This window comes from Nocardioides sp. Kera G14, assembly GCF_020715565.1.
Taxonomy (GTDB): Bacteria; Actinomycetota; Actinomycetes; order Propionibacteriales; family Nocardioidaceae; genus Nocardioides.
The window spans coordinates 552,735-566,015 of record NZ_CP085839.1 but is presented as its reverse complement, the minus strand read 5'-3'; the positions used below and the strand labels follow the sequence as shown (position 1 = coordinate 566,015).

The following is a 13,281-nucleotide window of genomic DNA, read 5'->3' as shown; positions in this document are numbered from 1 at the left end:
GAGCGTCAGGCGGAGGTGGTGGCGCGCGTCAGTGCGAAGGCGTCCAGCACAGCCTCGGCGGAGGCGACGACTCCGGTGCAGGAGGCGACCTGGGCGAGTGCCCGGTCGTGGGCGTCGGCGGAGAAGTCGGCGACGCCGTCGCCGACGACGAAGGGATGGATCTCGCGTTGGAAGGCGTCCAGGGCGGTCGCGAGCACGCCGATGTGGGCGTAGACGCCGGTGATGACCAGCTGGTCGCGGCCCCTCGCGGCCAGGCAGACCTCGAGGTCCGAGTGTGCGAACGCGCTGTAGCGGTGCTTGACCAGCACAGTGTCGCCCGCAGCGGGAGCGACCTCGGGCACGATCTCGGTGTGCTCCGGGATCGGGCTCATGCCGCCGCCCCACAGGTCACCCTGCAGGCCGCGGACGGGCTGTCCCACCTCGCCCTGTCTCCCTGTCTGCGCGGTGTAGAAGACCGGTGAGCCCGCGGCGCGAGCTGCCGCGACGATCGCCGCGGTGTGGTCGAGGGCGTCCCGCAGTGCGCCACAGTCCGGGGCGTAGGGACGCAGGAAGTAGCGCTGCAGGTCGTGGACGAGCACGGCGGTGCGGCTCGGGTCGAGCTCCCACGTCGCTCGCGACGTGGGCAGCTCGACCGGAGTCGGGTAGGAGATCAGGTCGGGCAGGGCCATCAGTTCACTCCGGTCGTCAGGTCGTCGGCGAGGAGCCGACGCAGTTCGCGTCGGCTGTTCTTGCCGACATGGGTCTCGGGGAAGGCATCGAGCACCACGACGTCGTCGGGGCTCTTGTGGCTCGCCAGTCCCGCGCCGGTGAGATGCGCGCGCAGGTCAATGCTCTCGGTGGCAGCGCCCGGCTCCAGTCGCACCACGAGCGCGATCCGCTCCCCCAGATACGGATCCGGTACGCCGACCGCCACCGCATCGAGCACCGACGGATGCGTCAGCGCGAGGCCTTCGAGCTCGTCCGTGGCGACCTTCTCGCCACCACGATTGATCTGGTCCTTGTCGCGTCCGGTGACGATCAGGTGCCCGGACGGAAGCTGCCGCACCAGGTCGCCGGTGCGGTAGAAGCCGTCTTCAGTGAAGGAATCGGCGTCGGCCTGGGGTGAGCCGTAGTAGCCGCGGATCGTGTACGGGCCGCGGGTGAGCAGGCTGCCCTCTTCGCCCGGCGGGACGTCACGGTCGTCGGCGTCGACGAGGCGGATCTCGTCGTACGCGCTGATCGGTCGCCCCTGCGTGCTCGTCACCAGATCGAGCGGATCGTCGAGCCGCGTGTAGTTGACCAGCCCCTCGGCCATGCCGAAGACCTGCTGCAGGCCGGCGCCCAGCACCGGCCCGACCTCGGACGCGACCGTGTCGGCCAGCCGCGCCCCTCCGACCTGCACCAGCTCCAGGCTCGAGAGGTCGGGATTGCGACGACGGGCCGCCGAGATCCATGCCTGTACCAAGGGCGGGACGAGCGATGCCATCGTCACCCGCTCCCGCTCGATGAGCCGGAAGGCCGTGCCCGGACTGGGATCCCGCGCCAGCACCACGGTTCCGCCCGCATGCAGGACGCCCAAGATGCCCGGGGAGCTCATCGCGAAGTTGTGTGCCGCCGGGAGGGATACCAGCATCACCGTCCCCGACGTCACCCCACAGATCTCGACGGAGGCACGCACCGAATACAGATAGTCATCGTGCGTCCGGGGGATCAGCTTCGAGATCCCGGTCGTCCCACCCGAAAGTTGCAGGAACGCGATGCCCGCGCTGGTCGACGCGGCTCGGGTGCCGTGGACACCGCTGGGCCCGGATTCCCGGCCCATCGGCGCCCACGTCGCCACATCCACGAGGACCGGAGTCGCACCGGTCAGGCGGGCGACTGTGGCTTCGTGAAGTGAGACTCGGTCCGGCCCGCCCTCCTCGGTGGCAACGACGATCGCCGCGGCGTCGGCGATCTGGCAGAACTGAGCGAGTTCGAGCTCGCGGTGCGTGGGGAGACCGAAGACGGGGAGGGCGCCCATTCGGAAGAGACCGGTAATGACGGCGACGTACTCGACGATGTTCGGCAACGCGACGACGACACGGTCACCACTATCGACACCACACGACGAGAGCCGCGCAGCGGCATCGAGGGAAGCCCGGTCGAGCTCGGCGTACGTCCACCGGACTTCCGCGCCGTGGGCGTCGACGCCGACGACGGCGGTGCGGTCGGCGAAGCGACGCAGCCGGTCGTCGAAGAACGCGGGAAAGGTCTCGCCGGTCCAGAGGCCGGCCTCGCGGTAGCGCGCAGCAACGTCGTCGGGGACGAGCCGGACCGGGAGCAGGGGTGACCTCACTGGACGCCCACCGCCCGCAGCATCGTGGCGAGCTTCGCGCCCGTCTCGCGTCCCTCGGAGGCGGGGTCGGAGTCGGCGACGATGCCTGCACCGGCGAAGAGCCGGAGCCGCTCACCGTCCAGGACGCCGGCGCGGATCGTGACGGCGAACTCGCCGTCACCGTCAGCGTCGACCCAGCCGACGGCTCCGGCGAGTGGACCGCGATCGCCCTCGAGCTCGTCGATCAGTGACAGTGCCCCAGCAACCGGAACGCCACCCACGGCCGGGGTCGGCTGCAGCAGCTGCGCGAGGTGGAGGGCGCTCGACGGCGCGCCGAGGCCGCGCGAGGGATCGAGGCGGGCTGTGATCGGCGTGCCGAGGTGGTGGAGCGTGTCGGTCGTGACGAGGACCGGTCGGGGTGCCGCTTGGAGTTCGACGCACCACGGCTCGAGAGCGTCGAGGATCGCGTCGACGACGTACGCGTGTTCGGCGAGGTCCTTGGCTGAGGTCTGCAGGGCGTCGGCCTGACGGCGGTCCTCACGGGTGTCGGACGACCGCGGCGCGGAGCCGGCAAGCGGGAAGCTCGTCACAGCTGACCCGTGCCGGCGGACGAGGAGCTCGGGGCTGCCGCCCAGCAGGACGGGGCTCTGGGTCGAGGCGGTCAGTGGCAACCCGAAGACGTAGCGACCGGGCCGCGTCGCCAGAAGCCGTGCGAGCACGGCAGCGGCCTCGAGTGGCGGTTGGCTGAGGATCTCGACGCAGCGGCCGAGGACCACCTTCTCGAGGTCGGTCTTACGGATCCGCTCGACCGCAGTGCGGACGCGCGACTCGTACTCGTGGACCGACGGCAGCTCGGTGACCTGGTGCGCGGACGGCACGGCCGCCCGCACGGTGAGGTCATCCGCCCACCGCCCGACGCGCTCTGCACCGTACGGCAGCGGCGCGACCCGGTGGGCGATCGCGGCGCCGCCCGGTGCGAAGTCGAGGGAGACGACGGCCCGCTCCCCCGCTCCCAGCTCGGCGACGACGGTGTCCGCCCAGGCCGTATCGGCGGTGTCTGTCATGGACGTGGACAGGATCCGGCCGGCCGTCACGGTCTCCTCGCCCGAGAAGAGCACGGCAGGCGCGGAGACCAGCCCGGTCTCGTCCAGGAGCGGCCGATCGACGATCTGCGTCACAGCGAGGCACCCCCGTCGACGAAGAGCTGCTGCAGGGTGACGTGACGCGCCGCATCCGAGAGCAGGAACGCGGCCACACCGGCGATGTCGTCGGGATCGGCGATCCGGCCGAGCGGGATACCGAGCCGGTACGCCGACGGGTCGCCGTCGAGGGCGGAAGCTCGGCCGACCTCGGCGTCGGGCCAGAGGTCGCGCTGCATGGCGGTGTCCGTGGAGCCGGGCTCGATCACGTTGCACCGGATCCGGCGGGCAGCCAGCTCGAGGCCCGCGCTCCGCGTGAGCGCCGATGTGGCCGCCTTGGAGGCGGCATAGGCGAGCAGGCCCGTGCGCGGCACGCGCGCTGCGTTGGAGCTGATCACCACCACAGCCCCGCCGTCGCTCATCTGTGCCGTGGCGTGCTGGAGCAGGTGCAGGACCCCGGTGGTGTTGACCGCGAAGTGGCGCTCCCATGACGCGGACGTCACGTCAGCCAAGCCGCCCGGTTCGAGGATTCCGGCTGCGGACGCCAGCCCTCCCAGCAGGCCGAGTGCCCGCACCGCGTCGGCGACCGCCGCGCGGACCGCGGCACCGTCGGCGACGTCCGCGACCAGTGCCAGAGCTGCGGGAGAGCCCTCCCGCTCCGCCTCTTTCGCCGCGAGGGCGAGGGCTTCGGCGTTGCGGTCGAGGAGGGCCACGGGGCGCCCCTCGGTGGCGAGCCGCAGCGCGATCGCCCGCCCGATACCGCTCGCCGCACCGGAGATCAGGACCGGCGAGCCGGTCGTCGTTGACAACATGTGATGATAGTAAGGGAAGCCTTACCTATAGCGAAACAGACTCATGGAGGAGACTGGCACCTATGGCCAACCCCAACCGTCCTGCCCGCCCGCAGCACGTCCTCCGGGTGGAGAGCAGTGAGCGCCTCAGTCCCCACCTCGTCCGGCTGACCCTGAGCGGTGACACGGTGGCCGACTTCCCGGAGGCCAACACGGACGCCTACCTCAAGCTCCTCTTCGTCGACCCCGCCCTGGGGCTCGAGCCGCCGTACGACGTCCAGGAGCTGCGTCGCACGCTGCCCGCCGACCAGCAGCCGGCCGTCCGGACCTACACGGTGCGGTCGGTCGACCGTGCAGCCGCCACCATCACGATCGACTTCGTCGTCCATGGCGACGAGGGCATCGCCGGGCCGTGGGCATTGGCCGCCCGGCCGGGTGACCGTCTCGTCGCCACCGGGCCCGGTGGCGCCTACTCGCCTGCCGTGGATGCGCCGTTCCACCTGCTCGCCGGCGACCTCGCGGCCCTCCCGGCCATCGCGGCCGCGCTCGAGGCGATGCCCGCCGACGCCACGGGCGTCGCGCTGCTGCAGATCCACGACACCGACGACCGCATCGAGCTCGTCGCTCCCGAGGGCGTCGAGGTGCACTGGCTGCTCGACGAGCGCGAGGACGACGAGGAGTTCCTCGCCCGTGCCGTCGCCGGCGCGACCTGGCCCGAGGGCACGCAGGTGTTCGTCCACGGCGAGCGGAGTGCGGTGAGGGCGATCCGCGGTGTCCTGCGCGAGCGCGGAGTGCCGCGCGAGGCTCTCTCGATCTCGGCGTACTGGGCGCGCGGTCGGACCGAGGACACCTTCCAGGCCGAGAAGCGCGAGCCGATCGGCCAGATCGACTAGCGCCTACTCCGGCCCGCCATAGAGCTCACCCAGCCGCGAGCGACCACCGTCGAGGGCGGTCAACGCCCAGAGCCCCGAGGCGGTGAGGGCGAAGGTGTGCTCGAAGTGCGCGGCCCACGAGCCGTCATCGGTCTTCACGGTCCACTCGTCGTCGAGCTCGTGCGTCTTCTTCGTCCCGAGCGTCACCATCGGCTCACAGCAGAGCGCGATCCCGCGCTGGAGCTTCGGGCCGTGGCCAGCCTTGCCGTAGTTCGGGACGTCGGGGTCCATGTGCATCTCGGTGCCGATGCCGTGGCCGAAGTACTCCTCGACGATGCCGTAGCGCTCACCGCCCGGCTGGGACCGGATGTAGCTCTCCACCGCGTGGCCGATGTCGGAGACCCTCCCGCCGAGCCGTGCTGCGGAGATCCCGGCCCACATCGACTCCTCGGTCACCCGCAGCAGCTCGGCCACGTCGGCTGACGCCGGCCCGACGGAGAGTGAGATCGCGGCGTCGCCGTGCCAGCCGTCGACCATCGCGCCGCAGTCGATCGAGATCAGGTCACCCTCGGCGAGAGGCGAGTCGTCAGGGATGCCGTGCACGACGGAGTCGTTGACCGACGTACAGATGGAGGCGGGGAAGCCGTAGTAGCCCAAGAAGTTCGGGAGCGCACCACGGGAGCGGATGGACTCCTCGGCGAGCGCATCGAGCTCGCGGGGGGTCACCCCCGGACGGACCGCGGCCCGCAGCACCTCGAGGGTCTCCCCCACAACGAGACCAGCTCGCCGCATGACGGCGAGCTGGTCCGGAGTCTTGAGCTGGGGACGGCCGAACATCAGCTCTCGGAGACGGAGGCGAGGCCGGCGAAGATCCGCACGGTCACCTCGGTGACCTCACCGAGGCCGTCGATCTCGAGGACCAGGCCACGCTCCTTGTAGACGGCGATCAGCGGCTCGGTCTGCTCGAGGTAGACCTCCTGGCGCTTCCGGATGACGTCGGGGGTGTCGTCGTCGCGACCCTCCTCGACAGCACGGCGGTGCAGGCGGTCGACGATCTCGTCCTGGTCGACTGTGAGCACGATGACGGCGTCGAGCTTGTGACCGGTGAACTTGATCATCCCGTCGAGCTCCTCGACCTGCGCGAGGGTGCGCGGGTACCCGTCGAGGAGGAAGCCGTGCTCGGCGTCCTTCTCGTCGATCCGGTCGCGGACCATGAGGTTCGTGACCTCGTCGGGCACGTAGAGACCCTGGTCCATGAAGCTCTTGGCCTGGACCCCGAGCGGCGTGCCCTGGGACACGTTGGCGCGGAAGATGTCGCCGGTGGAGATCGCGGGGATGCCGAAGCGCTCGGCGATGAACTTCGCCTGAGTGCCCTTACCGGCTCCGGGCGGACCCATGATGATCAGACGCATCAGCGGAGGAACCCTTCGTAGTTGCGCTGCTGCAGCTGGCTCTCGATCTGCTTCACCGTGTCGAGGGCGACGCCGACCATGATGAGGATCGACGTTCCACCGAACGGGAAGTTGCTGTTGGCGTTGATCAGCGCGAGGGCGATGAGCGGGATCAGCGCGATCAGACCGAGGTACAGCGAGCCCGGCAGCGTGATGCGGGACAGGACGTAGGACAGGTAGTCCTCGGTCGGCTTGCCCGCACGGATACCGGGAATGAAGCCGCCGTACTTCTTCATGTTGTCCGCCACTTCCTTCGGGTTGAAGGTGATGGAGACGTAGAAATAGGTGAAGAAGACGATGAGCAGGAAGAACGCCGCCATGTAGAGGGGGTGATCGCCCTTGACGAAGTAGGTGTTGATCCAGTCGACCCACTTGGCGCTGCTGTTCTGGTTGAACTGCGCGGCCATGGCCGGGAGGTAGAGCAGGGAGCTCGCGAAGATGACGGGGATGACGCCCGCCTGGTTGACCTTGAGCGGGATGTACGTCGACGACCCACCGAACATGCGGCTCCCGACCATCCGGCGTGCATATTGCACCGGGATCCGGCGCTGCGCCTGTTCGATGAAGATGACCGCGGCCATCAGTGCGAGTCCGATGACGAGCACGACGCCGAAGGTCCACCAACCATGCTGCTGCTTGACGGCCCACATGGTCGCCGGGAAGGTCGCGATCACCTGGGTGAAGATCAGGATCGACATGCCGTTGCCGATGCCGCGCTCGGTGATGAGCTCACCGAGCCACATGATCACGGCGGTTCCGGCGGTCATGGTCACGACCATGACGAGGAAGGTGCTCTTGCTGTTGCTGTAGAGCAGGTCCTTGTCGCACTGGAGCAGGTTGCCCGAGCGGGCCAGCGCCACGATGCCGGTGGCCTGCAGGAGCGCCAGGCCGAGCGTGAGATAACGGGTGTACTGGGTGATCTTCGTCTGGCCGGACTGGCCCTCGTCCTTGAGGCGCTCGAGTCGAGGGATGACCACGACGAGCAGCTGCAGGATGATGCTGGCTGTGATGTACGGCATGATCCCCAGCGCGAAGATCGTCAGCTGGAGAAGCGCTCCGCCGGAGAAGAGGTTGACCAGGTTGTAGAGACCGGCACCTGCACCCTCCTTCGTGATGTTGATGCAGTCCTCGACGTTTCCGACGTTGACGCCGGGGGCAGGGAGCTGCGAGCCCGCCCGGAAGATCACGATGATCAACAGGACGAACAGCAGCTTGCGACGCAGATCCGGAGTACGGAAGGCGTTCGCGAACGCGCCAAGCACGTGAGGTTCCTCTTCTCAGCTATGAATACGCATGGGCGTGGACAGACGCGCCACAGGCCCGGGGAAGCCTAACAGGGCCGGAGATGCACGAACGCGGTCGGGGCACCCTCGAGGGGTACTCCCGACCGCGTTCTTGAGATGTGCGAACCTCAGGCGACGGTGACCGTGCCGCCGGCAGCCTCGATCTTCTCCTTGGCGGAGGACGAGGCGGCGTCGACGGTCAGGTCGACCTTGACGGAGATCTCGCCGGTGCCGAGCACCTTGACCGGCTCGTTCTTGCGAACGAGGCCCTTGGCGACGAGGTCCGCGACGGAGACGGTGCCACCGTTGGGGAAGGTCTCGTTGATCTTGTCGAGGTTGACGACCTGGAAGGTCACCTTGAAGGGGTTCTTGAAGCCCTTGAGCTTGGGCAGACGCATGTGGATCGGCATCTGGCCACCCTCGAAGGCGACGGGAACCTGGTAGCGGGCCTTCGTACCCTTGGTACCGCGACCGGCGGTCTTACCCTTGGAGCCCTCACCACGACCGACGCGGGTCTTGGCAGTCTTGGCGCCCGGGGCGGGACGAAGGTGGTGCAGCTTGAGCGGGTTGTTCTCAGCCATGATCAGTCGACCTCCTCGACCGTCACCAGGTGACGGACGGTGTTGACCATGCCGCGGATCTCCGGGCGGTCTTCCTTGATGACCACGTCGCCGATGCGCTTGAGACCCAGGCTGCGAAGCGTGTCGCGCTGGTTCTGCTTGAGGCCGACGAGGCCCTTGTTCTGGCGAACCTTGAGCTGAGCCATCAGGCCGGCACCCCCTCGGTGGCCGGCGCGGCGGCGGCAGCCTCAGCAGCAGCCTCCTCGCGAGCCTTGAGGAGCGCGGCCGGAACGACCTGCTCGATCGGAAGGCCACGACGCGCGGCGACAGCCTCGGGCTGCTCGAGCATCTTGAGGGCCTCCACCGTCGCGTGGACGATGTTGATCTGGTTGGACGAACCGAGCGACTTGCTCAGGACGTCGTGGATGCCGGCGCACTCGAGCACCGCGCGCACCGGACCACCGGCGATCACACCGGTACCGGGGGCGGCCGGACGGAGCAGGACGACGCCCGCAGCCTTCTCACCCTGGACGGGGTGAGGGATGGTGCCGCCGATGCGAGGAACCTGGAAGAAGTGCTTCTTCGCCTCCTCGACACCCTTGGCGATGGCCGCGGGAACTTCCTTGGCCTTGCCGTAGCCGACGCCGACGAGACCGTTGCCGTCACCGACGATCACGAGGGCGGTGAAGCTGAAGCGACGACCACCCTTCACGACCTTGGCGACGCGGTTGATCGCGACGACGCGCTCGATGTACTGGCTCTTCTCGGCCTGGCCGCCGCGGCGGTCGTCACGACCACGGCCACGGCCCTGGCCGTCACGCTGGCCGCGCTGGGGAGCAGTTGAGCTCATCAGATATTCCTAGTCTCTCGGTCGCTCGTCAGAACTGGAGGCCGCCCTCACGAGCGGCGTCTGCCAGGGCCGCAATGCGACCGGTGTACTTGTTGCCGGCACGGTCGAAGACGACCGCCTCGATGCCCGCAGCCTTGGCGCGCTCGGCGACGAGCTGGCCGACGGCCTTGGCCTTGGCGGTCTTGTCACCGTCGTTCGCGCGCAGGTCGGCCTCGATGGTGGACGCGGAAGCGAGCGTCTTGCCCACCAGGTCGTCCACGACCTGAGCGGTGATGTGCTTGGCCGACCGGGTGACCACCAGGCGCGGACGCTCGGCAGATCCCTCGATCTTCTTGCGGCCACGGACCTGGCGCTTGAGGCGCGACTTGACCCGAGCAGCGGTGTGCTTGTTGTTGGACAGTGAGATGGCCATCGTCACTTACCAGCCTTTCCGACCTTGCGGCGGACGTTCTCGCCGGCGTAACGAACACCCTTGCCCTTGTAGGGCTCGGGCTTGCGAAGCTTGCGGATGTTGGCCGCAACCTCACCGACCTGCTGCTTGTCGATGCCGGTGACACCGAGCTTGGTCGGGCCCTCGACGGTGAAGGTGATGCCCTCGGGGGCGTCGAAGATGATCGGGTGGCTGTAGCCGAGCTGGAACTCGAGCTGCGTCGGGCCCTTGGGCAGGACGCGGTAGCCGACGCCGACGATCTCGAGCTTCTTCTCGTAGCCCTCGGTCACACCCACGACCATGTTGTTGATCAGGGTGCGGGAAAGACCGTGGAGCGACTTGGAGATGCGCTCGTCGTCGGGGCGCTTGACGTCGAGGACGCCTTCGCCCTTCTCGACAGTGATGGGCTCGGCCACGACGTGCGACAGGGTGCCCTTGGGGCCCTTGACGGTCACGGTCTGACCCTCGATCTGAACGTCCACGTTGCCCGGGACCGGGACGGGGAGCTTGCCAATACGCGACATGTTCTCTACTCCTTCCCAATCACCAGACGTAGGCGAGGACTTCGCCGCCCACGCCCTTCTGGTTCGCCTGACGGTCGGTGAGCAGGCCCTGGCTCGTGGAGATGATCGCCACGCCGAGACCGCCGAGCACCTTCGGGAGACCCGAGTGCTTGGCGTAGACGCGGAGGCCGGGCTTGCTGATGCGGCGCAGACCTGCGAGCGAGCGCTCGCGGTTGCGGCCGTACTTGAGCGTGAGCGTGAGGGTCTTGCCGACCTCACCCTCAGCGGGCTCCTTCACCTCGAACGAGGCGATGTAGCCCTCCTGCTTGAGGATCTCGGCGACGCCCTGCTTGATCTTGCTGTGGGGCATCGTCACCGAGTCGTGGAACGCCTGGTTGGCGTTGCGCAGACGCGTGAGCATGTCTGCGATCGGGTCAGTCATCGTCATGATGTTGTTTCTTTCTCGAAGTGGTTTCGCACCGCACAGGCGAATGCGACCTTCAACGGACTAGATGGTGGTCTTCACCAGCTGGACTTGGTCACGCCGGGGAGCTCGCCACGGTGGGCCATCTCACGCAGGCAGATACGGCACAGGCCGAACTTGCGGAACACGGCCTTCGGGCGGCCACACCGCTGGCAGCGGGTGTAGGCGCGGACGGCGTACTTCGGCTTGCGCGCGGCCTTGACCTTGAGCGCGGTCTTCGCCATGTCAGTTCTCCTTGAACGGGAAGCCGAGCGCCTTGAGCAGCGCGCGACCCTGGTCGTCGTTGGTGGCAGTGGTGACCAGCGTGATGTCCATACCGCGCGGGCGGTCGATCTTGTCCTGGTCGATCTCGTGGAACATGACCTGCTCGGTCAGACCGAAGGTGTAGTTGCCGTTGCCGTCGAACTGCTTGCCGTTCAGACCACGGAAGTCGCGGATGCGGGGCAGGGCGAGGGACAGGAGACGATCGAGGAACTCCCACATGCGGTCGCCACGCAGCGTGACGTGGGCGCCGATCGGCATGCCCTCACGCAGCTTGAACTGGGCGATCGACTTGCGGGCCTTGTTCACGAGCGGCTTCTGGCCCGTGATCGCGGTGAGGTCCTTGATGGCGCCCTCGATGAGCTTCGAGTCACGAGCGGCCTCGCCGACACCCATGTTGACGACGATCTTCGTCAGGCCGGGGACGAGCATGGCGTTCTTGAGCTCGAACTGCTCCTGGAGAGCAGGCGCGATCTCGGCGCGGTAACGTGCCTTGAGGCGGGGCTGGGTTGCCGTGTTTTCGGTGGACGCTGCAGACATTGTCAGATCTCCTTGCCCGACTTGCGCGAGATGCGCACCGAGCGCTCCGCGGCGTAGGTGGAACCGTCGGGGCGACGCTTCTGCACGGCGTCACGACGGAAGCCCAGGCGGACGGGCTGGCCGTCCTCGAGGAGCTGCACGTTGGACACGTGGATCGGCGCCTCGGAGGCGATGATGCCGCCCTGGACCTGAGCGCCGGCGGCGTTCTGGCCCGACTTCAGGTGGCGCTTGATGATGTTGACGCCCTCGACGACGACGCGGTCCTCGTCACGGAGGACGCGGATGACTTTGCCGGTCGCACCCTTGTCCTTGCCCGCGATGACCTTGACCTCGTCACCAGTCTTGATGTTGAACGACTTCGTCATCACAGCACCTCCGGAGCCAGCGAGATGATCTTCATGAACTTCTTCTCGCGCAGCTCGCGGCCGACCGGGCCGAAGATACGGGTGCCGCGGGGCTCGCCGTCGTTCTTCAGGATGACGGCAGCGTTCTCGTCGAAGCGGATGTAGGAACCGTCGGGACGGCGGCGCTCCTTGACGGTGCGCACGATGACGGCCTTGACGACGTCGCCCTTCTTGACGTTGCCGCCGGGGATCGCGTCCTTGACAGTGGCGACGATGGTGTCACCGATGCCGGCGTAGCGACGACCAGAGCCACCGAGAACGCGGATGCAGAGGATCTCCTTGGCACCCGTGTTGTCGGCGACCTTGAGTCGCGACTCCTGCTGAATCATGGATAACTCCTTGTCGAGCCGGTTCTCTCACGCATCCAGGGCGTGCGAGCCTTGCCGAACCTTGATGTGGAATGTTCACCGAACAAGCGCCGGGGAACGGTTAAGTCTCCCCGGCACTCGCTCGTTTCGCCAAAACGGCGTAGGACTACTTGGCCTTCTCGATGATCTCGACGAGGCGCCAGCGCTTGGTGGCGGACAGCGGGCGGGTCTCCATGACCAGGACGCGGTCGCCGATGCCGGCGCTGTTCTGCTCGTCGTGCGCCTTCAGCTTGGTCGAGCGACGCAGGACCTTGCCGTAGAGCGGGTGCTTCACGCGGTCCTCGACAGCGACGACGATGGTCTTCTCCATCTTGTCGCTGACGACGAGGCCCTCGCGCACCTTGCGGCTGTTGCGCTCTTCAGTCTGCTCAGTGGTCTCAGCCATGATCAGGCCTCCTTGTTCTCGGCGCCCGGCGCGGTGCGAATACCGAGCTCACGCTCACGCACGACCGTGTAGATGCGGGCGATGTCCTTCTTGACGACGCGGAGACGGCCGTGGCTCTCCAGCTGGCCGGTGGCCGCCTGGAAGCGGAGGTTGAAGAGCTCCTCCTTGGCCTCACGAAGCTTGGCCTCGAGGTCGACGTCGTTGAGCTCGTCGAGCTCCAGTGCGGTAGTGATCTGGTTTGCCATCAGAACTCACCCAACTCTCGCGTGATGAAGCGGCACTTCATGGGGAGCTTGTGGATCGCGCGGCGCATCGCCTCGCGGGCCACGTCCTCCGGCACACCGGAGAGCTCGAACATGACGCGGCCGGGCTTGACGTTGGCGACCCACCACTCGGGGGAACCCTTACCGGAACCCATGCGTGTCTCAGCGGGCTTCTTGGTCAGCGGGCGGTCCGGGAAGATGTTGATCCAGACCTTTCCACCACGCTTGATGTGACGGGTCATGGCGATACGAGCCGACTCGATCTGTCGGTTGGTCACGTAGTGACCCTCGAGTGCCTGGATACCGAAGTCACCGAAGGCGAGCGAGGTGCCGCCCTTGGCAGCGCCATCCCGCTTGGGGTGGTGCTGCTTGCGGTGCTTGAGGCGACGGGGCATCAGCATGGT

Annotated in this window: 21 protein-coding genes; 1 reads left to right on the top strand and 20 read right to left on the bottom strand. The window is 67.7% G+C overall.

Annotated features, from left to right (window positions below; translation table 11 throughout):
- Nucleotides 1-5 precede the first annotated feature (5 nt).
- The 4 genes from LH076_RS02915 to LH076_RS02900 are packed head-to-tail and all read right to left on the bottom strand — an operon-like array spanning nt 6 to nt 4,244.
- A complete protein-coding gene (locus LH076_RS02915; protein ID WP_227782504.1) occupies nt 6-668 on the bottom strand; it encodes an isochorismatase family protein in 663 nt (220 codons plus the stop codon).
- Nucleotides 668-2,314, bottom strand: coding sequence for a (2,3-dihydroxybenzoyl)adenylate synthase (locus LH076_RS02910; RefSeq protein WP_227782503.1), 1,647 nt, complete (start codon nt 2,312-2,314; stop codon nt 668-670). Before LH076_RS02910 ends, LH076_RS02915 begins: the two co-directional genes overlap by 1 nt.
- A complete protein-coding gene (locus LH076_RS02905; protein ID WP_227782502.1) occupies nt 2,311-3,471 on the bottom strand; it encodes an isochorismate synthase MenF in 1,161 nt (386 codons plus the stop codon). The genes LH076_RS02910 and LH076_RS02905 overlap by 4 nt, the downstream gene beginning before the upstream one ends.
- Nucleotides 3,468-4,244: an SDR family oxidoreductase gene (locus LH076_RS02900; protein ID WP_227782501.1), complete on the bottom strand. Its 777-nt coding sequence runs from the start codon at nt 4,242-4,244 to the stop codon at nt 3,468-3,470. The genes LH076_RS02905 and LH076_RS02900 overlap by 4 nt, the downstream gene beginning before the upstream one ends.
- Nucleotides 4,245-4,306: 62 nt before the next feature.
- On the opposite strand from LH076_RS02900, the gene LH076_RS02895 reads away from it, so the two are divergent.
- Entirely contained in the window at nt 4,307-5,116 is an 810-nt protein-coding gene (locus tag LH076_RS02895; protein WP_227782500.1) for a siderophore-interacting protein, read from the top strand.
- Between the two features lie 3 nt (nt 5,117-5,119).
- Here the strand turns inward: LH076_RS02895 and map are convergent, their stop codons facing one another.
- The 16 genes from map to rplP form a co-directional block, all read right to left on the bottom strand.
- Nucleotides 5,120-5,932 (bottom strand): type I methionyl aminopeptidase, encoded by an 813-nt coding sequence (map, locus tag LH076_RS02890; RefSeq protein WP_227782499.1) that lies wholly within the window; start codon nt 5,930-5,932, stop codon nt 5,120-5,122.
- Nucleotides 5,932-6,507: an adenylate kinase gene (locus LH076_RS02885; protein WP_227782498.1), complete on the bottom strand. Its 576-nt coding sequence runs from the start codon at nt 6,505-6,507 to the stop codon at nt 5,932-5,934. Before LH076_RS02885 ends, map begins: the two co-directional genes overlap by 1 nt.
- Entirely contained in the window at nt 6,507-7,808 is a 1,302-nt protein-coding gene (gene secY, locus LH076_RS02880; RefSeq protein ID WP_227782497.1) for a preprotein translocase subunit SecY, read from the bottom strand. The genes LH076_RS02885 and secY overlap by 1 nt, the downstream gene beginning before the upstream one ends.
- Nucleotides 7,809-7,957: 149 nt before the next feature.
- Entirely contained in the window at nt 7,958-8,410 is a 453-nt protein-coding gene (gene rplO, locus LH076_RS02875) for a 50S ribosomal protein L15 (RefSeq protein ID WP_227782496.1), read from the bottom strand.
- A gap of 2 nt (nt 8,411-8,412) precedes the next feature.
- On the bottom strand, nt 8,413-8,595 hold the full coding sequence (gene rpmD / locus LH076_RS02870) for a 50S ribosomal protein L30 (RefSeq protein ID WP_227782495.1): 183 nt from the start codon (nt 8,593-8,595) through the stop codon (nt 8,413-8,415).
- Complete coding sequence (gene rpsE / locus LH076_RS02865; RefSeq protein WP_227782494.1) at nt 8,595-9,239, bottom strand: 30S ribosomal protein S5; 645 nt, start codon at nt 9,237-9,239, stop codon at nt 8,595-8,597. The genes rpmD and rpsE overlap by 1 nt, the downstream gene beginning before the upstream one ends.
- A gap of 28 nt (nt 9,240-9,267) precedes the next feature.
- Nucleotides 9,268-9,651: a 50S ribosomal protein L18 gene (rplR, locus tag LH076_RS02860; RefSeq protein ID WP_227782493.1), complete on the bottom strand. Its 384-nt coding sequence runs from the start codon at nt 9,649-9,651 to the stop codon at nt 9,268-9,270.
- 2 nt (nt 9,652-9,653) lie between these two features.
- Entirely contained in the window at nt 9,654-10,193 is a 540-nt protein-coding gene (rplF, locus tag LH076_RS02855) for a 50S ribosomal protein L6 (protein ID WP_227782492.1), read from the bottom strand.
- Between the two features lie 19 nt (nt 10,194-10,212).
- The gene (gene rpsH / locus LH076_RS02850) at nt 10,213-10,620 is read right to left on the bottom strand and encodes a 30S ribosomal protein S8 (RefSeq protein WP_227782491.1); all 408 of its coding nucleotides are present in this window, start codon (nt 10,618-10,620) and stop codon (nt 10,213-10,215) included.
- A 74-nt stretch (nt 10,621-10,694) separates the two neighbouring features.
- Nucleotides 10,695-10,880 (bottom strand): type Z 30S ribosomal protein S14, encoded by a 186-nt coding sequence (locus LH076_RS02845; RefSeq protein ID WP_008361020.1) that lies wholly within the window; start codon nt 10,878-10,880, stop codon nt 10,695-10,697.
- 1 nt (nt 10,881) lies between these two features.
- Nucleotides 10,882-11,457: a 50S ribosomal protein L5 gene (gene rplE / locus LH076_RS02840; protein ID WP_227782490.1), complete on the bottom strand. Its 576-nt coding sequence runs from the start codon at nt 11,455-11,457 to the stop codon at nt 10,882-10,884.
- A 2-nt stretch (nt 11,458-11,459) separates the two neighbouring features.
- On the bottom strand, nt 11,460-11,822 hold the full coding sequence (rplX, locus tag LH076_RS02835) for a 50S ribosomal protein L24 (RefSeq protein WP_227782489.1): 363 nt from the start codon (nt 11,820-11,822) through the stop codon (nt 11,460-11,462).
- Complete coding sequence (gene rplN / locus LH076_RS02830; protein ID WP_136436435.1) at nt 11,822-12,190, bottom strand: 50S ribosomal protein L14; 369 nt, start codon at nt 12,188-12,190, stop codon at nt 11,822-11,824. Before rplN ends, rplX begins: the two co-directional genes overlap by 1 nt.
- Nucleotides 12,191-12,335: 145 nt before the next feature.
- Nucleotides 12,336-12,614, bottom strand: coding sequence for a 30S ribosomal protein S17 (gene rpsQ / locus LH076_RS02825; RefSeq protein WP_227782488.1), 279 nt, complete (start codon nt 12,612-12,614; stop codon nt 12,336-12,338).
- 2 nt (nt 12,615-12,616) lie between these two features.
- The gene (gene rpmC / locus LH076_RS02820; protein ID WP_227782487.1) at nt 12,617-12,859 is read right to left on the bottom strand and encodes a 50S ribosomal protein L29; all 243 of its coding nucleotides are present in this window, start codon (nt 12,857-12,859) and stop codon (nt 12,617-12,619) included.
- The gene (rplP, locus tag LH076_RS02815; RefSeq protein ID WP_227782486.1) at nt 12,859-13,278 is read right to left on the bottom strand and encodes a 50S ribosomal protein L16; all 420 of its coding nucleotides are present in this window, start codon (nt 13,276-13,278) and stop codon (nt 12,859-12,861) included. Before rplP ends, rpmC begins: the two co-directional genes overlap by 1 nt.
- Nucleotides 13,279-13,281 lie beyond the last annotated feature (3 nt).